Here is a 19,614-nt window from a genome sequence, read left to right as displayed (position 1 = left end):
AGAGTGACATGTCCTCCATCGAGATCACCGAGAACAACGAGATCGCCGACATCACGGCCTCACCGCCCGGCCCGGAGGCGGAGCCCGGCGTGCCCGGTCGGCCCCCGGTGCTGCGGGTCCCGGACACCGACGACCCGGCCGGCTGGGCCACCGGGGCGCGCGAACGCCTCCGCACCGAGCTCCTCACGCACGGCGCGGTCCTGGTCTGCGGGCTGGAGCTGCGCGAGGCGGCGGACGTCGGTGCGGTACTGGAGCGACTGGCCGTCGAACCGGTCACCGAACGGGAGGCCTTCGCGCCCAGGGAGAGCTACGCCCCCGGAGTGCATTCCGCGTCCCCCTGGCCACCGGACCAGCCGATGTGCATGCACCACGAGCTGAGCTACACGCTCGGCTTCCCCGCCCTGCTGCTCTTCGCCTGCCTCACCGGCCCCACCAGCGGCGGAGCCGTCGGCCTGGCCGACGCGGCGGCCGTCCTCGACGCCCTGCCCCGCGACCTCGTCGAACGGTTCGAGCGGGAGGGCTGGCTGCTGGACCGCAGCTACAACGACGAGATCGGGGCCACCGTCTCCCAGGCGTTCGGCACCGCAGAGCGCGACGCCATGGATAGCTACTGCCGAGCCCACGCCATCAGCTGGGACTGGCAGCCCGACGGAGGGCTGCGGACCACGCAGCACCGCGCGGCGGTGGTGCGCCACCCGGTCAACGGACGGCGCTGCTGGTTCAACCAGATCGCGTTCCTGAACGAATGGACGCTCGCACCCGAGGTGCGGGAGTACCTGGTCGACGAGTACGGGCCCGCCGGACTGCCGTTCAACACCCGGTACGGCGACGGCGAGCCCCTGGAGGAGGAGGTCGTCCGGCTCATCGGTTCGGTCTACGCCGACCACACCGTGAGGCTGCCGTGGCGCGCCGGTGACCTGCTGCTCGTCGACAACATCCGTACCGCGCACAGCAGGGAGGCCTACGAGGGACCGCGCGACGTGGTCGCCGCGATGGCGTCGCCCACCCGGCTGGACACCTGCTCGCCGACGGCGGAGGCGGGGCAGCGATGAGCACCGTCCAGGACCGCACGCCCGGGTACACCGCACCCGGCGACATCTCCGTGCCCTCGTTCGCGGTGATCCCCGGCGGCCAGGTCCGGCGGGCCCTGGAGGGGCGCGAGAAGGACATCGGGGTGTACGACGTGTCCGCGGAGAGCGCGGCCGGCTTCCGGGTGTACGTGGAACAGTCCGGCAGCCCGGCGGCCGTCACCGCGCACCGGGAGCCGCAGGAGCTGATCCGTACGAGCGATCTCATGGTCTTCGCGACCGTGGCCGGGCAGCCGCACGTCAGCGACCCGGCGTGGTTCGGCCACAACCCCGTGGTGCTCCACGTGTCGCTGCGGGACCTCGCCCCACAGGTCCTGCTGGCCTCGACCAACATCGTGGACGACATCGAGCACTGCCTCAAGGCCGGCACGTCTGCGCATCTGACCGAACAGCTCACGGGCAGCCGCAACTTCGTCAGCGGCACGCTCGACGACGTGATGGCGGGCCGGGTGGACGTGCCGGCGGACCGGCCCGTGGTGTTCTCGCCCTTCGGTCTCGGCGTGCTCGACCTCGCGGTCGGCGCCTACGTCTACGACGAGGTGGACCGCTCGGGCGAACTGCGGACCGTCGACGACTTCTTCCACGAACGCCGCCGGTACGGGTGAGTGCCACGGCCCGCAGCACGGACGAGACGCACCACCCCGAGGAGGAGTTAGCCGTGTCGGTCATATCCGTCCCCCAGGACTTCAACGAGGAGGACCTCTACGTCGATGTGGAGCCGGTCTTCGGCCGCTCGCCGCTCCTCAAGTGCGAGGGCTTCAACTTCGCAGGCTCCATCAAGCTCAAGGCGGCCGCCGAGATGGTGGCGTCCGCAGAGCGGGGCGGCTCGCTGAGAGCAGGCTCCGTCCTGGTCGAGTCCTCGTCCGGAAACCTCGGCGTCGCGCTGAGCATGATCGCGGCGAGCAAGGGTTACCGGTTCGTCTGCGTGACGGACTCACGCTGCAATCTCACGACGCGGCTGCTGATGGAGGCGCTGGGCGAGGTGCGCTGCGTGGCGGGCGAGGAGTCCGACGGCGGCTTCCTCGGCGCGCGGCTGGACTACGTCCGGGGCCTCTGCGCCGCCGACGAGCGGTGCGTGTGGCTGAGCCAGTACGCCAATCCCGCGAACTGGCGGGCGCACTACCTGCCGACGGCACCGGAGATCGCCCGCTCGTTCCCGGACCTGGACGTCCTGTTCGTCGGCGCGGGAACGACAGGGCCCCTGATGGGCTGCGCGCGCTACTTCCGGGACCTGCGGCTGCCGGTGCGGATCGTCGCGGTGGACACCGTCGGCTCGGTCGCCTTCGGCGGCGCCCCCGGCCGCAGGATGATCCCGGGGCTGGGCATGAGCATGCGCCCGCCGCTGCTGGACGAGTCCTACGTGGACGAGGTGGTCCGGGTCGAGGAGGCGGACACGATCCGCGCCTGCCGCCGGCTGGCCGGACGGGGCTTCCTCTTCGGCGGCTCCACGGGCACGGTGGTGAGCGGCGCGGTCGACTGGCTGGACCGGCGGCGGGCCCGGGACCTCACCGCGGTAGCCGTGGCACCCGACCTGGGCGAGCGCTACCTCGACACCGTGTACCAGGACAACTGGGTCCGGGACCTGTACGGGCGGGGCCCGCTCGACGCCGTCGGTCCCGTCCCGGCCGGGCGCGCTCCGGCCGCACCCGGTCCACCCGCGGCCTGAAAGGGCGTGACCTCGGTCACCCGGCCGTCGCCGCCCGCACCCCCGAAGGCGGGCACGGGCGGTGGGTGATGACGGGAGGTCAGGCCTGCCCGCAGCGAGGCGCCGAACCCTCCTGCCCGCCCGTGAGCAGCCTGCGCAACCGCCCGCCCACGGGATTTTCGCGCCGGTGGTACGCCACGCGCCCCACATTCCACCGGAACTCCACGCACCGAGCGGTGCCGCCGTGCCTCCGCCGCGCCGGACATCGATAGGCTGGGCGCGGACCGATGCAAGGAGGATCTAGGACGATGGCAGGCAACACGGAGCCGTTGTCGCCGCGGGCCAAGCTGGCCGTGACGGCGGGCAAGGCCGCTGCGGCGGTGTCGCGGGCAGCCGGGCGGGGCAGCGGATCGGTGATCGGCGGCCGGGTGGCGCTCAGGCTCGACCCCGACCTGCTCGGGCGGCTGGCACAGCACCTGGACGTGATCCTGGTGTCGGCGACCAACGGCAAGACGACCACGACCCGGCTGATCGCCGAGGCACTGCGGGCCGCCGGCCCGGTCGTGTCGAACGCGCTCGGCGCCAACATGCCCGCGGGCATCACCTCGGCCCTGGCCGGCGGCTCTGACGCGCAGTACGGCGTGATCGAGGTGGACGAGAAGTACCTCGCGGGGGTCGCCCGCGACACGACGCCCAAGGTGATCGCGCTGCTCAACCTCTCCCGCGACCAGCTGGACCGGGCCGCGGAGACCCGGATGCTCGCCGAGAAGTGGCGCGAGGGGCTGTCCGGCTCGAAGGCCGTGATCATCGCCAACGCCGACGACCCGCTGATCGTCTGGGCGGCCTCCTCCTCCCCCAACGTGGTGTGGGTCGCGGCCGGACAGGCGTGGAAGGACGACGCCTGGTCCTGCCCGTCCTGCGGCGGTGTGATGCAGCGCCCCGGCGACGACTGGTTCTGCGGCGAGTGCGGTTTCCGCCGGCCGCCGCCCAGCTGGGTGCTGCACGGCGACTACGTGCTCGATCCGCACGGTTCGGCCTGGCCGATCCACCTCCAGCTGCCCGGCCGCGCCAACAAGGCCAACGCCACCAGCTCGGCCGCCGTGGCCGCCGTCTTCGGCGTACCGCCGCAGGTCGCCCTGGAGCGGATGTACCACGTCCAGGCCGTCGCGGGCCGCTACGACGTCGTCACCTTCCTCAACCGTGAGCTGCGGCTCCTGCTGGCGAAGAACCCGGCGGGCTGGCTGGAGACGTTCTCGCTGATCGACCCGCCGCCCACCCCGGTGATCCTCTCCGTCAACGCACGCGGCGCCGACGGTACGGACACTTCCTGGCTGTGGGACGTGGACTACACCCAGCTCGCGGGTCACCCGATCTTCGTGCTCGGCGACCGCAAGCTCGACCTCGCGGTCCGGCTCGAAGTGGCCGGTCTCGACTTCCGGGTCTGCGAGAACCTCGACGAGGCCGTGCAGCAGGCACCGCCCGGCCGTATCGAGGTCATCGCCAACTACACCGCCTTCCAGGATCTGCGCCGTCGTGTCGGCAACTGACCCCGGCCCCGGCCCCCTCCGGAGAGGACGAAGCATGAGCAACAACAGCCTGCGGCTGGTGTGGGTCTACCCGGACCTGCTCAGCACCTACGGCGACCAGGGCAACGCCCTGGTGGTGGAGCGCCGGGCCCGCCAGCGCGGACTCGACGTGTCGCGCGTCGACGTGCGCAGCGACCAGCCCGTTCCCACGTCGGGCGACATCTATCTGATCGGCGGCGGTGAGGACCGTCCGCAGCGGCTCGCCGCGGAGCGGCTGCGCCGTGACGGCGGTCTCAGCCGGGCCGCGTCCAACGGCGCGATCATCTTCTCGGTCTGCGCCGGCTACCAGATCCTCGGCCACGAGTTCGTCAACGACCTCGGTGAGCGCGAGCAGGGTCTCGGGCTGCTCGACGTGGTCTCCACCCGCGGCGAGGGCGACCGGTGCGTGGGCGACGTGCTCGCGGACATCGACCCGCACCTGGGGCTGCCGCCGCTGACGGGCTTCGAGAACCACCAGGGCGTCACCCATCTCGGACCGACGGCACGCCCGTTCGCCCGGGTGCAGTTCGGCCGGGGCAACGGCACCGGGGACGGCACGGAGGGCGCGTACAACGACACCGTGTTCGGCACCTACATGCACGGGCCCGTGATGGCGCGCAACCCGCTCATCGCGGACCTGCTGCTGAAGCTGGCGCTCGATGTGAACGCGCTGCCGCCGACCGACGACCGCTGGTACGAGGCGCTGCGCGCCGAGCGGATCGCGTCCGCGACACAGCCCGTCTGATGAGGCGAAATTCGCTCAGCTGAGCGGAGTCCAGCAGGCGGACGCCCGGTTCGGTCCCGCCACCCTGCGCCGGTAGGGTGGCGGGATTCCAGCCGGACGACGTGGTCCGGTCGTCGGCCCACGTTGCAAAGGTTTCCCGGGCAATGCGAATTGGTGTGCTCACCTCCGGCGGCGACTGCCCCGGCCTCAATGCGGTCATCCGTTCCGTCGTCCACCGCGCGGTGGTCGACCACGGTGACGAGGTCATCGGCTTCCACGACGGGTGGCGGGGCCTCCTGGAGTGCGACTACCGCAAGCTCGACCTCGACGCGGTCGGCGGCATCCTCGCCCGCGGCGGCACCATTCTCGGCTCCTCCCGGGTCCAGCCCGCGCATCTGCGCGGCGGCGTCGAGACGGCCCGGGGCCATGTCAACGACCTCGGCCTGGACGCGATCATCCCGATCGGCGGCGAGGGCACCCTCAAGGCGGCGAACCTGCTGTCCGAGGCGGGGCTGCCGATCGTCGGCGTACCGAAGACGATCGACAACGACATCGCCTCCACCGATGTGACCTTCGGTTTCGACACCGCCGTGGGCGTGGCCACCGAGGCCCTGGACCGGCTGAAGACCACCGCGGAGTCCCACCAGCGCGTCATGATCGTCGAGGTCATGGGCCGTCACACCGGCTGGATCGCCCTGCACTCCGGCATGGCGGCCGGCGCGCACGCCATCGTCGTCCCCGAGCGCCCCTTCGACATCGACGAGCTGACCGAGCTGGTCGGCCGGCGCTTCTCGGCCGGAAAGAAGTTCGCGATCGTGGTGGTCGCGGAGGGCGCGAAGCCGCGCGAGGGCTCCATGGAGTTCCAGTCGGGCGTCAAGGACATCTACGGACACGAGCGCTTCGCGGGCGTCGCGACCCAGCTCTCCATCGAGCTGGAGCAGCGCCTGGGCAAGGAGGCCCGCCCGGTGATCCTCGGCCATGTGCAGCGCGGCGGAACGCCGACCGCGTACGACCGGGTCCTCGCGACCCGGTTCGGCTGGCACGCGGTGGAGGCGGCGCACCGGGGCGAGTTCGGCAAGATGACGGCGCTGCGCGGCACGGACATCACCATGGTCCCGCTCGCGGAGGCCGTGGAGACCCTGAAGACGGTGCCGGCCGAGCGGTACGGCGAGGCCGAGTGCGTGCTCTGAGCGACACCACCGTCTGAGGACTGCCCCCGGCCGCGAGTGCGGCCGGGGGCAGTTCTACTCTGGTCGGGACAACCGGCACGAAACGGGGACGTCCCGGCGCCCCCTTCAGGAGTGAACAGATGGATCACAGCGGGCACGGCATGAACATGGATCTGCCGCCGTTCACGCTGGGCCGCGGGCTCCAGTTCTCTGCGGACCCGATCTTCCTGATCGGCTGCGTGCTCGCCGTGCTCCTGTACGGATACGCGGTGGTGCGGCTGCGCAGACGCGGGGACGGGTGGCCGGTCAACCGGATCGTCTTCTTCGTCATCGGTGTGCTGAGCATCGCCCTGGTGATGTGCACCAAGCTCAACGACTACGGCATGGTCATGTTCAGCGTGCACATGGTGCAGCACATGGTGATCAGCATGCTGTCGCCGATCCTGCTGCTGCTGGGCGCGCCCGTGACGCTCGCGCTGCGTGCGCTGCCGGTCGCTTCGCGTGGCAGCAGGGGGCCGCGCGAGCTGCTCCTGATGCTGCTGCACAGCCGGTACATGAAGGTCGTCACGCATCCGGTGTTCACCATCCCGCTCTTCATCGCCAGCCTGTACGGCCTGTACTTCACCCCGCTCTTCGACTTCCTGATGGGCTCGACGGCCGGGCACCTCGCGATGATGGTGCACTTCCTCGGGGTCGGTCTGGTCTTCTTCTGGCCGATCATGGGCATCGACCCGGGGCCGCACCGCCCTGGTTATCTGCTGCGGATGCTGGAGCTGTTCGCCGGGATGCCGTTCCACGCGTTCTTCGGCATCGCGCTGATGATGGCCTCCCAGCCCATGGTCGAGGTCTACAAGCACCCGTCGGCCTCCCTCGGCATCGATGCCCTGTCCGACCAGAACGCGGCGGGCGGGATCGCCTGGGCGTTCAGCGAGATCCCCTCGGTGCTGGTGCTGCTCGCCCTGGTCTTCCAGTGGTACCGCTCGGATCAGCGGGCCGCGAAGCGCTCGGACCGTGCGGCGGACCGGGACGGTGACCAGGAGCTTCACGCGTACAACGCGTATCTCGCCTCGTTGCAGGCGCGCGGACAGTAGCGCTGGACCGGCCTTCAGGGTGACGATGGCGGTAACGGCCGCGCGGCCGACGAGGAGCGTGCGCGCATGTCGGGATCCACGAAGACCATGGGAGTGCTCACCGTAGGCGCTCTGGTGACGGTCACCGGGTACACGGTGGCGCTGGGGAGCAACGGCTGGCTCTGGTTCGGCTGGGTGGTGCTGGGGCTGATCACGATCGGAATGGTCGCCACCCGCGAGACCTGAGCCCGGCGGCTCGGGGCCGGTGACTCGAAACGCGGTGACACCCGACCCAGCGGCTCAGAAGCGGAACACCGGGCCGGTGACCGCGTCCATCAGGCATGCGTTGGAGTAGGTGTGCCGCCAGTCGACGGCGTCGCCCTGCCGGACTCCCTCGGCGGTGACGGTCACCGGGTCGTCCTCATAGGTGCACGGGTGCGGGTCACCGGCGAGGGCGTCGAAGTCGCCGTCGGCCGCGTCGAGCGCCGTGCAGGCGCCGAGCGCATCGGGATGCCGGTCGTCAGGGCCCGGCGGGCAGTGCAGGACGACCCCGCGGATCCAGGTGTTCGCGCTGCCGGAAACGGTCAGGAGGACCCCACGGTCCGGAGCCGGGTGTGGTACGGCCGCGGCGGGCACGGCCGAACCGAGGGGCAGCAGGGCGGTGAGGACGGCGGTGGTGAGGGCGGCGCGCACGCGCATGTCGGGCTCCGGTGCTCCGGGATCAGTGGCTCGGAACTGCGGGTCCACCCCACCCCGGCACCGCCGCCGTGGCAAGCAGCCGCGCCGCGCGCCCCTGGCCCGCGTTCGCGGCCGTGTGCCATCGCGTACGGGGAATGCCCGGCTGGGGCACGTCGCGGCCCCTAGGGCACCGAGCGACTGTCCGGCACTCTGCGTAGCGGGGGGTCTGCGCCCGCCCGGCGCGTGTACGAGGAGCCGCCGCCCTGACACGAGCGTTTCCGCACCGTATGATCCAGGGTGCGCTCGTCCCGCCGCCCCCGCCCCGGGACGGCACGCATCCGACGCGAGGTGCCTCCCCCGTCACCGTACGCATCCACCGCGCACATCCCGAAGGCGCTGTGCGCAGCCGCTCCGACGCGTATGCGAACACCTGTGGGCGGGGTCGGGGGCCGCGCCCGGGGGCCGTCAACCAAACGCCTTTCAGGGCCCGTTCGACGTATGGCCGCGTTAACGCACCCGTAAGCCAGTTGTGATTTAAGTCTTGACAGGTGCCTATCACCACGCCACTTTGGGAGCGCTCCCACAATCAAGACTCGCACACTCCACACCCTCCCTTCTCCCCCAATACCGGGTGCCGAGACGGGCGCTTCGGGGCGCAGCCGCGCTCCCGGCCCGTTCCTCGCCGCCCGGCAGAGGAAGGCGTTTGTCATGAGCTTGATGAAGCGCTGCGGGCACCGCCGCACCGGACGAATCCCGGTCCCCCCTGCCGGCAGACCGTCGTGGTCCGCCTGGCAACGAGCCGGGGTCTCCAACTCGTGAACGCCGATACCACAGCGGCCGGGCTCCCGGAAGTGACCACCCGCTAAGGGTTCACCGGCTGGTCCGGCTTCGACGCGGCCGCCGACTCCTGCCGCGCCACCGTCACGACCACCGCACCGCACCGCACTCCCGATGGCGGGTCGCCCATCCGCCCCACCCCTGGCAACACCCCACGAATCCGTCCGCGGGGAGATTCCGCGGACGTACGAGAGGAGCACGGAGCCGCAATGAGAACCAGAGACACCATCACGCACCGGCGACGCAGCAGGCTGGCCGCACTCTCCGCCCTGGCCATGGGCGCGGCACTGGCGGTCGCCGTCCCCGCCCCCGCCTCGGCGGCGGCACGGGTCGACAACCCCTATGTGGGCGCCACGGCATACGTGAACCCCGACTGGTCCGCCAAGGCGGCGGCCGAGCCGGGCGGCAGTGCCATCGCCGACGAACCGGGATTCGTCTGGATGGACCGCATCGCGGCCATCGAGGGCTCGTCCGAGGCGATGAGCCTGCGCGAGCACCTGGACACGGCGCTGGACCAGGGCGCCAACCTGTTCCAGGTCGTCATCTACGACCTGCCGGGACGGGACTGCGCCGCGCTGGCGTCCAACGGGGAGCTCGGGCCGACCGAGCTGGACCGGTACAAGGACGAGTACATCGACCCGATCTCCGAGATCCTCGCGGACCCGGCGTACGCGAACCTGCGCATCGTCACGATCATCGAGCCCGACTCGCTGCCCAACATCGTCACCAACGCGGACGGTTCGGCGGGCTCCACCGAGGCCTGCGCGACCATGAAGGCGAACGGCAACTACGAGAAGGGCGTCGGCTACGCCCTGCACACCCTCGGTGCCATCCCCAACGTGTACAACTACATCGACGCCGCCCACCACGGCTGGCTGGGCTGGGACTCCAACTTCGTCCCGGCCGCCCAGGAGTTCAAGAAGGCCGCCACATCCGAGGGGGCCACGGTCTCCGACGTCACGGGCTTCATCGTGAACACGGCGAACTACTCGGCTCTCAAGGAGCCCAACTTCAAGATCACCGACACGGTCAACGGCGCCCAGGTCCGTCAGTCCAAGTGGCTCGACTGGAACTACTACACCGATGAGCTGTCGTTCGCCCAGGCGCTGCGCACCGAGCTGGTGAGCCAGGGCTTCGCCTCGGACATCGGCATGCTGATCGACACCGCCCGCAACGGCTGGGGCGGCAGCGACCGGCCCGCCGGCCCCGGACCGCAGACCAGTGTGGACGCCTACATCGACGGCGGTCGGGTCGACCGGCGCATCCACGCGGGCAACTGGTGCAACCAGAGCGGCGCCGGCATCGGTGAACGTCCCACCACCGCCCCGGAGCCCGGCATCGACGCGTACGTCTGGGCCAAGCCGCCGGGCGAGTCGGACGGCAACAGCGCCCCCATCGACAACGACGAGGGCAAGGGCTTCGACCGGATGTGCGACCCCACGTACACCGGTAACGGACGCAACGGCAACAACCTGACCGGCGCACTGCCCAACTCCCCGCTGGCGGGCCACTGGTTCTCCGCGCAGTTCCAGGAGCTCGTCCGCAACGCCTACCCCGCGCTCGACGGCACCCCGGGTGGCGGCGGCGATGACGACGACACCCAGGCGCCGACCGCGCCCACCGAAGTGACCGTCACGGCGAAGACCAGCGGCAGCGTCTCGCTGTCCTGGACCGCGTCGACCGATGACACCGGGGTGGCCGGATACGACGTGTTCCGCGGCGGAGTGAAGGTGGGCTCCACCACCACGACCTCGTACACGGACACCGGTCTGACGGCCTCGACCGCCTACAGCTACACGGTCCAGGCCAAGGACGCGGCCGGCAACGTGTCTGCGGCCTCCGGGGCGCTCTCCGCCACCACCTCCGCGGGCGGCGGCACCGGCACGGGCGCGCTCAAGGTCCAGTACAAGAACACCGACTCCTCCGCCACCGACAACCAGATCCGGATGGGTCTGCAACTGGTCAACACCGGCAGCGCCTCTGTGGACCTGTCCACGGTGAAGGTGAGGTACTGGTTCACCCCGGAGGCCGGGGCCTCCACCTTCGGGACCGCGTGCGACTACGCGGTGACCGGCTGCGGAAACCTGACCCACGGTGTGCGGTCCTCCGGCAGCTCGGCGGCCGGTGCCAGCCACTACCTGGAGGTCGGCTTCGGCAGCGGCACGCTCGCCGCGGGCGCCTCCACGGGTGAGATGCAGCTGCGGCTGAACAAGAGCGACTGGTCCAACTTCAACGAGGCGGACGACTACAGCCGTTCGACGACCACGAGCTACGCCGACGCGCCGAAGATCGGTGTGTACGTGACCGGCGCGCTCTCCTGGGGCACCGCGCCCTGACCGTCCTCCCACCCGCTCCACCCGCCCCGCCCGCTCCACCGCCCCCTGCCGGACGTCCGGCAGGGGGCGGTGTGGTTCCCGGGCGTCCCGGAGCCGATGCCGACGCACTGGCATCGACTCGCCCGGAGGCGGGTAGACGGGTCGACGGCTGCACATATGGTGTCCTCTGCCGAGATCTCCGCTGACCTGGCACAACGCAGCTGTGGAGTCGAACTGGGAGCCGCCCCGTGTTCTATTACCTGCTCAAGTACGTCGTCCTGGGGCCGCTTCTGCGGTTGTTCTTCCGCCCAGGCATCGAAGGGACGGAGCACATTCCGGCGGACGGGGCGGCGATCATCGCCGGCAATCATCTGTCGTTCTCCGACCACTTCCTGATGCCCGCGATCATCAAGCGCCGCATCACCTTCCTGGCGAAGGCCGAGTACTTCACCGGTCCCGGTGTGAAGGGCCGGCTGATCGCCGCGTTCTTCCGGAGCGCCGGCCAGATCCCGGTGGACCGGTCCGGGAAGGAGGCGGGGCAGGCCGCGATCCGCGAGGGGCTCGGGGTGCTGAGCAGGGGTGAGCTGCTGGGCATCTACCCGGAGGGCACCCGTTCGCACGACGGCCGGCTCTACAAGGGCAAGGTCGGGGTCGCGGTGATGGCGATCAAGGGGCAGGTGCCGGTGGTGCCGTGCGCCATGGTCGGCACCTTCGAGATCCAGCCTCCCGGCAAGGTCGTGCCGCGCCTCAAGCAGGTCACCATCCGCTTCGGCGAGCCGCTGGACTTCTCCCGCTACGCCGGTCTTGAGAACGAGAAGGCGGCGATCCGGGCGGTCACCGACGAGATCATGTACGCGATCCTGGGCCTCTCGGGACAGGAGTACGTCGATGAGTACGCGGCCAAGGTGAAGGCCGCCGAGCAGGCGGAACGCCCGGGAAAGTTCCCAAAACTGCGACGCTGACGGCGGATTCGCGGTCGGTGAACCCCGCTGGCCGGGGCCCCGCGCGCCTCATAGTGTGCTTTGCATGAGCAAGGGACACGCATGGGTGCTGGGAGCGACGGGCCAGATCGGGCGGGCGGCCGTGCGCTCGCTCGTCGAGGACGGCTGGACGGTGACCGCGGCCTCGCGCGGCGGCGGCCGTGACGACCGCTGGGACGAAGGGGTGCGCACGGTCGCACTCGACCGCGACGAGGAGGGCGCGCTCGCGGCGGCGCTCGGGGACGGCTGCGACGTACTGGTCGACATGGTCGCGTACGACGGGCAGCACGCCCGGCAGCTGACGGACCTCGCGGACCGGATCGGTTCGGCCGTCGTCGTCTCCAGCGGCGCGGTGTACGCGGACGAGCACGGCCGCAGTTTCGACACGCAGAGCGAGCCCGGCGGATCGCCCCGCTACCCGGTGCCGATCCCGGAGTCGCAGCCGACCGTCGCGCCGGGCAATTCCACGTACGGGACCCGGAAGATCCAGCTGGAGCGGGATCTCCTCGCGGCGGGCGAGATGCTGGCCGTCACGCTGTTGCGGGCGGGTGCGGTGCACGGTCCGTACTGCCGCTCGCCGCGCGAGCTCTACTTCGTGAAACGCGCTCTGGACGGCCGCACCAGGCGCGTGCTGGCGTACGGGGGCAGCTCGCGCTTCCATCCGCTGCACTCCTCCAACGCCGCCGAGCTGGTCCGGCTGGCCGCCCTGCGCCCCGGCTCCCGGGTGCTCAACGCGGCCGACCCGCAGGCGCCGACGGTCGCGGAGATCGGCGAGGCGGTCGACGCGGTGCTGGGCCGGGAGACCGAGACCGTGCTGATCGCGGGCGCCGCCCCGCCCGAGGGCGTCGGCCTGTCACCCTGGGGCGCGCCTCATCCGATCGTGTACGACCTGACGGCCGCCGAACGGGAGCTCGGCTACCGGCCGGTGACGGGCTACGCCGAGTCGCTCCCGGAGACCGTCGAGTGGATCACCGCCCAACTGGCGGGGCGCGACTGGACGGACGCCTACCCCGCCATGGCGCGGTCCTACGGGACGGGACTCTTCGACTACGCGGCGGAGGACGCCTGGCTGGAGCGGTACGACCGTACGGGGTGAGCGGTCAGCCGGGCCCGTCGGTCTTCAGCTCCTCCCGCGCGTGGTCCAGCACGGCCCGCAGCTCCCTGGCGTCGGCGGCCACCGCGGTGACCAGCACGGCGGGACCGGCGAGGCGGGTGAGCACGGCGGTCGGCCCCAGCAGCCTGCTCTCCGGCCCCCGCTCCTCGAACGACGGGTCCACGAAAAGCAGTTGTCCGACGGCGCGATGGCCCCCGAGCACGGCGGGACCGTCCCAGCCGCCGGGGGCGCCGGGTCCGTGGGCCGTCTGCTGGTCGAGGAGCGGGCGCCCGCCACGACGGACGGTGAGCCGGCTGAACAGGGTGCCGGTGGTCTCCCCGTGGCGGCCGAGGATCTGTTCCTCGCGCAGCACCAGCCGCGCGGTAGGGGCGAGTTCGGCGGTGGTCCTCATGATCAGTTCGCTGCCGTGGGCGGAGACGAGCTGTTCCGGCAGCCAGTCGAGCCGGGCGCCTTCTCCGGCCATCAGCCGTACCTCGTAGTGGGCGGGTCCGCCGCCGGGCCCCGGGCCGGGCAGTGCGACCGTCGCCGCGGCGGAGTCGACGGTGAGCCGAGCTCCCGGCTCGGCCCTGACCTCGATGGCGAGCCGGTCACCGCCGAGCGGCCCGCTCATCGCGCCGACGACGGTGACGCGGGCCGACCCGGTTGTCAGGGACCTGGTCCGCCGCGGGGCCAGGGGCCCCTCGCTCTCCAGGACGGGCAGCGAGGTGGCACCCCGGTCGTCGCGTACGGCGGTGACGCGGGCGGTGGCCCGGACGCTCATGCGTGCCAGGAGGCGAGCCGCCCCCGCACCCAGTCGGCCACCGGCCCGACGCCCTCGCCCGAGGTGAGCGAGGTGAGCAGGACGGGCAGTTCGCCCCGCTGCTCGGCGGCGTCCCGGGCCATCCGGCCGAGGTCGGAGCCGACATAGGGGGCCAGGTCGGTCTTGTTGATCACGAGCAGGTCGGACGTGGTGACCCCGGGTCCGCCCTTGCGCGGGATGTCGTCGCCGCCCGCCACGTCGATGATGAAGATCTGGGCGTCGACGAGCCCCTTGGAGAAAGTGGCCGTGAGGTTGTCGCCGCCGGATTCGACCAGGATGAGATCGAGCGGTCCCACCGCGTCTTCCAGATCCTCGACGGCTTCGAGATTGGCGGATATGTCGTCGCGGATCGCGGTGTGCGGGCAGGCGCCGGTCTCCACGGCCTGGATCCGCTCGGGCGGCAGTACCGCGTTGCGCAGCAGGAACGCGGCGTCCTCGCGGGTGTAGATGTCGTTGGTGACGACCGCGAGGGACAGCTGGTCGCGCAGGGTGCGGCAGAGCGCCGCCACGGTCGCGGTCTTGCCGGAGCCGACGGGTCCGCCGAGTCCGATGCGCAGGGCTCGCCGGGTGCCGTCGGGGCGGGCCGCGTCGGCGCCGACGGCTGCCGGGCCGGGATGGGAGTGGTCGAGGTGCATGGTGCGGCTCCTGTGCTGTTTCGGGCGGACGAGCGGGTCTGCGGGCTGATCTGCGGGCGGGGTTACGAGGCGAACAGCCGGACCGGCCGGGCCGCGTGGGCCTCGGCGGCGACGTCGAGCAGTGGGGCACAGGCGGCGGGCAGCTCATCGATGCTCCCGCCTGCGGCGGCCGCCGCCAGCCCGGCGACATGGTCGAGTTCGGGAGCGAGCCGAGCGAGGACGGCGGTGGCGTCGAAAGGGTTGAGGGAGAGCAGCCGGACCACCGCCGTGGCCGGCCCGCTCACCGCTTCGTAGGCGACGCAGTACGCGGCGTCCTCGGGACCGAGCCCGGCCGCGCGGGCGGTGAGACCCAGCACGACGGGCTGGTGGACGCCACGCGGCCGGGCCCGCGCGAGCGCGTCGAGTTCGCCGCTGGGCCAGGTCGCACGGGCTGCCCGCATCAGCTGGCGGCCGAGTCTGCGGGCGACCGCGCGCAGCGCCGGCGAGGGGGTGCGGGCGTCGGCGGCCTCGTCGAGCGCGAGCGGGTCGTGCCCGTGGGCGGCCGCCGCGGCGAGCGCTGCGGCGGTCAGCCCGGCGGTGTGGAGGCGGCCCCGGCAGAACGCGGCGAGGTCCTCCGCGTTGCGGACGCGCCCGGCCTCGACGGTCGGTTCGGCGCCGCCGGAGTGGGCGTGGCCGCCCGCGGGGAACCGGCCGTCGGCCAGTACGAGCAGGGCTGCTCGGTTCATCAGGGGACCGCTCTCAGAAGGGTCGGACGTACTAGAAGAGGAAGTAGCGCTGGGCCATGGGGAGTTCGGCGGCGGGTGCCGGTTCGACCGGATCGCCGTCGATGGTGACGGCGAAGCTGTCGGGGTCGACGTCGACCTGTGGCAGTGCGTCGTTCTCCCGCATGTCGGCCTTGCCGACCGCCCGGGTGCTGGTGATCGGGACGAAGCGCTTCCCGAGTGCGAGCCGCTCCGGCAGCCCGTCGTCGATCGCCGCCTGCGCCACGAAGTTGAAGGAGTTGGCGGTCGGGGCCCGGCCGACGGCGCCGAACATCGGCCGGGGCAGGACGGGCTGCGGGGTCGGGATGGAGGCGTTGGCGTCCCCCATCTGCGCGTATGCGATCTGGCCGCCCTTGATGACGGTCTGCGGCTTCACTCCGAAGAACGCCGGTTCCCACAGCACCAGATCAGCGAGCTTGCCGCTCTCGACGGAGCCGATCTCCTGGTCGAGGCCCTGGGCGACCGCCGGGTTGATGGTGTATTTGGCGACGTAGCGACGGACTCGGCGGTTGTCGGCGCGCCCGTCACCGGGCAGTGCGCCACGACGCCTCTTCATCACGTGCGCGGTCTGCCAGGTGCGCAGGACGACCTCACCGATGCGGCCCATGGCCTGGGAGTCGGAGGAGATGATGGAGATGGCGCCGAGGTCGTGGAGGATGTCCTCCGCCGCGATGGTGGAGGGCCTGATCCGTGACTCCGCGAAGGCCAGGTCTTCCGGAACGGTGGGGTTGAGGTGGTGGCAGACCATCAGCATGTCGAGGTGTTCCTCGATGGTGTTGACGGTGTGCGGCCGGGTCGGGTTGGTGGAGCTGGGCAGGACGTACGGCTCCGAGACGACGCTGATGATGTCGGGTGCGTGCCCGCCGCCCGCCCCCTCGGTGTGGTACGCGTGGATGGAGCGCCCCGCGATGGCGGCCAGGGTGTCGGCGACGAACCCGGCCTCGTTGAGCGTGTCCGTGTGGATGGCCAGCTGGGCGCCGGTCTCCTCGCAGACGCCCAGGCAGGCGTCGATGACGGCCGGGGTCGCTCCCCAGTCCTCGTGGATCTTGAATCCGAGCGCCCCCGCGCGCAGCTGGGAATGCATGGCGTCGCGGGACATCGTGTTGCCCTTGCCGAGCAGGCCGATGTTGACGGGGTAGGCCTCCAGCGCGGCGAACATCCGGGCGAGGTGCCAGGGGCCCGGGGTGATGGTGGTGGCCTTGCTGCCCTCGGCCGGTCCGGTGCCGCCGCCGACGAGCGTGGTGATGCCGCTGGAAAGCGCCTGGTCCATGAGGGTCGGAGAGATGAAGTGCACATGCGCGTCGATGGCGCCCGCGGTGATGAACTTCCCGTTGCCCGCGATGATCTCGGTCTCCGGACCGATGACCAGTTCGGGATGGACGGCGTCCATGGTGTCCGGGTTGCCGGCCTTGCCGATCCCGGTGATCCGGCCGTCGCGGATGCCGATGTCCGCCTTGACGATGCCCCAGTGGTCGATGATGACGGCGCCGGTGATCACCGTGTCGGGGGCGCCCTCGGCGCGGGTGGTGCGCGCCTGCCCCATGGACTCGCGGATCACCTTGCCGCCGCCGAACACCGCCTCGTCGCCCGCGAGTCCGGGTCCGCCGCAGCGGTCCTCCTCGATCTCCACGAGCAGATCGGTGTCGGCGAGGCGGATCCGGTCGCCGGTGGTGGGACCGAACAGGTCCGCGTACACGGCGCGATGGAGTTCAGCCATCGAGAGCACCTCCGGTCTCGCCGCGCAGGCCGGGGACGATCCGCCGTCCGGCCAGGGGCACGAGTTCGATGCCGACGGGTATACCGGGCTCGAAGCGGACAGCGGTTCCGGCGGCGATGTTCAGCCGCAGGCCGCGGGCTGCCGTCCGGTCGAACTCCAGACCGGGGTTCGCCTCGGAGAAGTGGTAGTGCGAGCCGACCTGGACCGGACGGTCGGCGGCGTTGAGGACAGTGAGACGGGTGACGGTGCGTCCCTCGTTGAGCGGCACCGGCCCGTCCGCGTAGAGGATTTCGCCCGGGATCATCGACGGCGGCCCGTCAGACGATCGGGTCATGGACGGTGACGAGCTTGGTGCCGTCCGGGAAGGTCGCCTCGACCTGCACGTCGTGGATCATCTCGGCTATGCCGTCCATGACGTCGTCCCGGCTGAGCACCTTGCGCCCGGACGCCATCAGCTCGGTGACCGTGCGGCCGTCGCGGGCGCCCTCCATCAGATGGGCGGTGATGAGGGCCACCGCCTCGGGGTGGTTGAGCAGCAGTCCGCGGGCGCGGCGCTTCTCCGCCACCTCCGCGGCTACGTGAATGAGCAGACGTTCCTGCTCGTGCGGGGTCAGTTGCACGTGTCCACCTCACAGTCGTCCGCCCAGTACCGGCCCTGGGCGCAGCGCGACACTAGCCCTCTTCAACAGACTGTTGAATACCGAACTGGTGGTGCGTGGCGAGGTATTGCACGTTAGAGCCGAAGTTTTTCCGGCGCGTTAACTGATCTTTTGCACATCCATGGACATGAGCCCCCGCAGGCCGTCCTCCATGGTCTCGGGCCCGGGGTCACCGAACATCGCCATCTGGACGATGAACCCCTGGGCGGCGGCGATCAGCATGCGCGCGACCCGCCCGTCCGGCACGTCGGCGGTGAGCACGCCCCGCTCCCGGTAGACCCTGACCAGCTCGGACCAGGATGCCCGCAGCCCCTCGTACGCCTCGACGAGGGTGGCCGCCACCCGGTCGCCGCGCAGGGCCTCCGACCACACCTGCACGATCAGCCCGGCGTACGCCCGCCGGTCGAGGCCGCGCCCCCCGTCCACCCCTTGGGCGAACAGGGTGCGCACCACGCGGCCGATCAGGACGTCGGGCGTGGGCGGCGGGTCGACCTGGGAGGCCCGCTCGAACGCCTGCCTGACACCACCGACCGCCTCTCCCGCGATGGCCGCGATCAGATCGTCCTTGCCGCTGAAGTAACGGTAGACGGCGCCCGCCGACAGCCCGACCTCCTTCAGCACGTCCTGCATCGAGGTGCCGTGGAAGCCGTCGCGGGCGAAACAGCGGGCGGCGCCGTCGAGAATCTGCCGGCGGCGGGCATCGAGGTGTTCCTGGGATACACGGGCCATGCCTCCAATCTAAAACGAACGTTCCTTCTTGACAAGCTCCACCACCGCCGGGACAGTGGAGCCAGATAAAACGAACGATCATTCTTTTTGGTCGTCCTCAAATCGATCAGTCTCTCCGAATCGAGGTCCGCGTCATGTCCGCTGCCCCCAACCGCCGCCTGGTGGCGGTCGTTCTCCTGGTCCCTTTCGTGGTGGCCCTGGCCCTCCGGGCCTTCGCCTGGCCCGCCGCCCGGTTGGCCCCGCGCGATCTGCCCGTCGGTGTGGTGGGCTCGGGACCGGCCGCCGATCAGCTCCAGGACCGGCTGGAGGCGCGGGACGGCGCCTTCGAGATCCACCGGTACGACTCCGGGGCCGCCGCCCGCACCGCGATCGAGCACCGGACCGTATACGGGGCGGTCGCGGTCACCGCGCGGGGCCCCGAGCTGCTGACCGCCTCCGCGGCGAGCCCGGTGGTGGCCCAGCTGCTGCACGACGCGGTCGCCGCCCAGGCCCCGGACGGCGCGGCGGTCCCGGTCACGGATGTGGTGGCGACCCCGGCCGAGGATCCGCGCGGCAGCGTCCTCGGGTCGAGCATCCTGCCCCTGGCCAGCGCGGGCGTCGCCACGGGGGCCGCGGTGACCCTGCTGGGCCTGCGCGGCGGCCGGGCGGCCGCGGCACTGCTCGGGGTCGCCGCCCTGGTGGGGATGGTGGCCGCCGCACTCACGGACAACTGGCTCGGCGTGCTGACCGGCGACTGGTGGAGCGAGGCGGGCGCGTTCGGGCTCACCGTGCTCGCGATCGGCGGGACGGTGGCGGGGCTCGCCGCGCTGATCGGCACGGCGGGCATCGGGCTGGGGTCGCTGGTGATGGTGCTGGTCGGCAACCCCTTCTCCGGCGTCACCAGCGCACCGGAGCTGCTCCCCCGGCCGATCGGCGCGATCGGCCAGTGGCTGCCGCCGGGCGCGGGCGGATCGCTGCTGCGGTCCGTCGCGTTCTTCGACGGCAACGCGGTGGGCCTGCCACTCCTCGCCCTCGGCCTGTGGGCCGTACTGGGGCTGGCCGCGGTGCTCGTCGGCGCCCGCCGCCGGGGCAGGACCGTGAATCCCGCCCCCACACCCGAGCGCCAGCCCGCACTGGCCGGCTGACCCAC

At 71.5% G+C, this 19,614-nt stretch carries 19 protein-coding genes and 1 pseudogene; 12 read left to right on the top strand and 8 right to left on the bottom strand.

Features of this window, described 5'->3' with window-relative positions; genetic code table 11:
* The first annotated feature begins 8 nt into the window (after window positions 1-8).
* The 8 genes and pseudogenes from RLT59_RS35025 to RLT59_RS34990 all read left to right on the top strand — a co-directional run bounded on the left by RLT59_RS35025 (window position 9) and on the right by RLT59_RS34990 (window position 7,507).
* Window positions 9-1,052: a TauD/TfdA family dioxygenase gene (locus RLT59_RS35025; protein WP_311307111.1), complete on the top strand. Its 1,044-nt coding sequence runs from the start codon at window positions 9-11 to the stop codon at window positions 1,050-1,052.
* A gap of 113 nt (window positions 1,053-1,165) precedes the next feature.
* Window positions 1,166-1,693 (top strand): annotated as a pseudogene (locus RLT59_RS35020) (2,3-diaminopropionate biosynthesis protein SbnB); the annotation flags it as partial.
* A gap of 53 nt (window positions 1,694-1,746) precedes the next feature.
* Window positions 1,747-2,754 carry a 2,3-diaminopropionate biosynthesis protein SbnA gene (gene sbnA, locus RLT59_RS35015; protein ID WP_311307110.1) on the top strand — a complete coding sequence of 336 codons (1,008 nt, stop codon included), beginning with the start codon at window positions 1,747-1,749 and terminating at the stop codon, window positions 2,752-2,754.
* A 287-nt stretch (window positions 2,755-3,041) separates the two neighbouring features.
* Window positions 3,042-4,280 carry a Mur ligase family protein gene (locus tag RLT59_RS35010; RefSeq protein ID WP_123528582.1) on the top strand — a complete coding sequence of 413 codons (1,239 nt, stop codon included), beginning with the start codon at window positions 3,042-3,044 and terminating at the stop codon, window positions 4,278-4,280.
* Between the two features lie 34 nt (window positions 4,281-4,314).
* Window positions 4,315-5,043 (top strand): type 1 glutamine amidotransferase, encoded by a 729-nt coding sequence (locus tag RLT59_RS35005; protein WP_073736191.1) that lies wholly within the window; start codon window positions 4,315-4,317, stop codon window positions 5,041-5,043.
* 143 nt (window positions 5,044-5,186) lie between these two features.
* The gene (locus RLT59_RS35000) at window positions 5,187-6,212 is read left to right on the top strand and encodes a 6-phosphofructokinase (RefSeq protein ID WP_311307109.1); all 1,026 of its coding nucleotides are present in this window, start codon (window positions 5,187-5,189) and stop codon (window positions 6,210-6,212) included.
* Window positions 6,213-6,331: 119 nt separating this feature from the next.
* Window positions 6,332-7,282, top strand: a complete 951-nt coding sequence (locus tag RLT59_RS34995; protein WP_311307108.1) for a cytochrome c oxidase assembly protein — start codon at window positions 6,332-6,334, stop codon at window positions 7,280-7,282.
* Window positions 7,283-7,348: 66 nt separating this feature from the next.
* The gene (locus tag RLT59_RS34990) at window positions 7,349-7,507 is read left to right on the top strand and encodes a hypothetical protein (protein ID WP_037778359.1); all 159 of its coding nucleotides are present in this window, start codon (window positions 7,349-7,351) and stop codon (window positions 7,505-7,507) included.
* A gap of 54 nt (window positions 7,508-7,561) precedes the next feature.
* On the opposite strand, the gene RLT59_RS34985 is transcribed toward RLT59_RS34990, so the two are convergent.
* Entirely contained in the window at window positions 7,562-7,960 is a 399-nt protein-coding gene (locus tag RLT59_RS34985) for an SSI family serine proteinase inhibitor (protein ID WP_311307107.1), read from the bottom strand.
* A gap of 1,091 nt (window positions 7,961-9,051) precedes the next feature.
* Here RLT59_RS34985 and RLT59_RS34980 point away from each other — a divergent pair.
* From RLT59_RS34980 to RLT59_RS34970, 3 genes are all read left to right on the top strand, one after another.
* A complete protein-coding gene (locus tag RLT59_RS34980) occupies window positions 9,052-11,112 on the top strand; it encodes a glycoside hydrolase family 6 protein (RefSeq protein WP_311307960.1) in 2,061 nt (686 codons plus the stop codon).
* A gap of 227 nt (window positions 11,113-11,339) precedes the next feature.
* Window positions 11,340-12,053: a lysophospholipid acyltransferase family protein gene (locus RLT59_RS34975; protein ID WP_311307106.1), complete on the top strand. Its 714-nt coding sequence runs from the start codon at window positions 11,340-11,342 to the stop codon at window positions 12,051-12,053.
* Between the two features lie 64 nt (window positions 12,054-12,117).
* Window positions 12,118-13,167: an NAD-dependent epimerase/dehydratase family protein gene (locus RLT59_RS34970; RefSeq protein ID WP_311307105.1), complete on the top strand. Its 1,050-nt coding sequence runs from the start codon at window positions 12,118-12,120 to the stop codon at window positions 13,165-13,167.
* 4 nt (window positions 13,168-13,171) lie between these two features.
* Here the strand turns inward: RLT59_RS34970 and RLT59_RS34965 are convergent, their stop codons facing one another.
* The 7 genes from RLT59_RS34965 to RLT59_RS34935 form a co-directional block, all read right to left on the bottom strand.
* The gene (locus tag RLT59_RS34965; protein ID WP_311307104.1) at window positions 13,172-13,945 is read right to left on the bottom strand and encodes an urease accessory protein UreD; all 774 of its coding nucleotides are present in this window, start codon (window positions 13,943-13,945) and stop codon (window positions 13,172-13,174) included.
* Window positions 13,942-14,619 (bottom strand): urease accessory protein UreG, encoded by a 678-nt coding sequence (gene ureG, locus RLT59_RS34960; protein WP_311307103.1) that lies wholly within the window; start codon window positions 14,617-14,619, stop codon window positions 13,942-13,944. Before ureG ends, RLT59_RS34965 begins: the two co-directional genes overlap by 4 nt.
* Before the next feature lie 62 nt (window positions 14,620-14,681).
* Window positions 14,682-15,344: an urease accessory protein UreF gene (locus tag RLT59_RS34955; RefSeq protein ID WP_311307102.1), complete on the bottom strand. Its 663-nt coding sequence runs from the start codon at window positions 15,342-15,344 to the stop codon at window positions 14,682-14,684.
* A 31-nt stretch (window positions 15,345-15,375) separates the two neighbouring features.
* Window positions 15,376-17,097 carry an urease subunit alpha gene (locus tag RLT59_RS34950; protein ID WP_311307101.1) on the bottom strand — a complete coding sequence of 574 codons (1,722 nt, stop codon included), beginning with the start codon at window positions 17,095-17,097 and terminating at the stop codon, window positions 15,376-15,378.
* On the bottom strand, window positions 17,090-17,401 hold the full coding sequence (locus RLT59_RS34945; RefSeq protein ID WP_311307959.1) for an urease subunit beta: 312 nt from the start codon (window positions 17,399-17,401) through the stop codon (window positions 17,090-17,092). The genes RLT59_RS34950 and RLT59_RS34945 overlap by 8 nt, the downstream gene beginning before the upstream one ends.
* Window positions 17,402-17,414: 13 nt before the next feature.
* Window positions 17,415-17,717 (bottom strand): urease subunit gamma, encoded by a 303-nt coding sequence (locus RLT59_RS34940; RefSeq protein WP_311307100.1) that lies wholly within the window; start codon window positions 17,715-17,717, stop codon window positions 17,415-17,417.
* A gap of 138 nt (window positions 17,718-17,855) precedes the next feature.
* Window positions 17,856-18,485 carry a TetR/AcrR family transcriptional regulator gene (locus RLT59_RS34935; protein ID WP_311307099.1) on the bottom strand — a complete coding sequence of 210 codons (630 nt, stop codon included), beginning with the start codon at window positions 18,483-18,485 and terminating at the stop codon, window positions 17,856-17,858.
* A 134-nt stretch (window positions 18,486-18,619) separates the two neighbouring features.
* On the opposite strand from RLT59_RS34935, the gene RLT59_RS34930 reads away from it, so the two are divergent.
* Window positions 18,620-19,609, top strand: a complete 990-nt coding sequence (locus tag RLT59_RS34930) for an ABC transporter permease (RefSeq protein WP_311307098.1) — start codon at window positions 18,620-18,622, stop codon at window positions 19,607-19,609.
* Window positions 19,610-19,614 lie beyond the last annotated feature (5 nt).

This window comes from Streptomyces sp. ITFR-6, from assembly GCF_031844725.1.
In the GTDB taxonomy this organism is placed as follows: Bacteria; Actinomycetota; Actinomycetes; order Streptomycetales; family Streptomycetaceae; genus Streptomyces.
Note: the sequence above shows the minus strand (reverse complement) of the source record. Positions and strands in the feature narration are given on the sequence as shown.

Coding starts and splice junctions, on each gene's coding strand:
- RLT59_RS35005 (WP_073736191.1), top strand. CDS start 4,315: ATGAGCAACAACAGCCTGCGGCTGGTGTGGGTCTACCCGGACCTGCTC.
- RLT59_RS34955 (WP_311307102.1), bottom strand. CDS start 15,344: ATGAACCGAGCAGCCCTGCTCGTACTGGCCGACGGCCGGTTCCCCGCG.
- RLT59_RS34990 (WP_037778359.1), top strand. CDS start 7,349: ATGTCGGGATCCACGAAGACCATGGGAGTGCTCACCGTAGGCGCTCTG.
- RLT59_RS34985 (WP_311307107.1), bottom strand. CDS start 7,960: ATGCGCGTGCGCGCCGCCCTCACCACCGCCGTCCTCACCGCCCTGCTG.
- RLT59_RS34930 (WP_311307098.1), top strand. CDS start 18,620: ATGTCCGCTGCCCCCAACCGCCGCCTGGTGGCGGTCGTTCTCCTGGTC.
- RLT59_RS34965 (WP_311307104.1), bottom strand. CDS start 13,945: ATGAGCGTCCGGGCCACCGCCCGCGTCACCGCCGTACGCGACGACCGG.
- ureG (WP_311307103.1), bottom strand. CDS start 14,619: ATGCACCTCGACCACTCCCATCCCGGCCCGGCAGCCGTCGGCGCCGAC.
- RLT59_RS35000 (WP_311307109.1), top strand. CDS start 5,187: ATGCGAATTGGTGTGCTCACCTCCGGCGGCGACTGCCCCGGCCTCAAT.
- RLT59_RS34995 (WP_311307108.1), top strand. CDS start 6,332: ATGGATCACAGCGGGCACGGCATGAACATGGATCTGCCGCCGTTCACG.
- RLT59_RS34935 (WP_311307099.1), bottom strand. CDS start 18,485: ATGGCCCGTGTATCCCAGGAACACCTCGATGCCCGCCGCCGGCAGATT.
- RLT59_RS35025 (WP_311307111.1), top strand. CDS start 9: ATGTCCTCCATCGAGATCACCGAGAACAACGAGATCGCCGACATCACG.
- RLT59_RS35010 (WP_123528582.1), top strand. CDS start 3,042: ATGGCAGGCAACACGGAGCCGTTGTCGCCGCGGGCCAAGCTGGCCGTG.
- RLT59_RS34980 (WP_311307960.1), top strand. CDS start 9,052: ATGGGCGCGGCACTGGCGGTCGCCGTCCCCGCCCCCGCCTCGGCGGCG.
- RLT59_RS34970 (WP_311307105.1), top strand. CDS start 12,118: ATGAGCAAGGGACACGCATGGGTGCTGGGAGCGACGGGCCAGATCGGG.
- RLT59_RS34945 (WP_311307959.1), bottom strand. CDS start 17,401: ATGATCCCGGGCGAAATCCTCTACGCGGACGGGCCGGTGCCGCTCAAC.
- RLT59_RS34950 (WP_311307101.1), bottom strand. CDS start 17,097: ATGGCTGAACTCCATCGCGCCGTGTACGCGGACCTGTTCGGTCCCACC.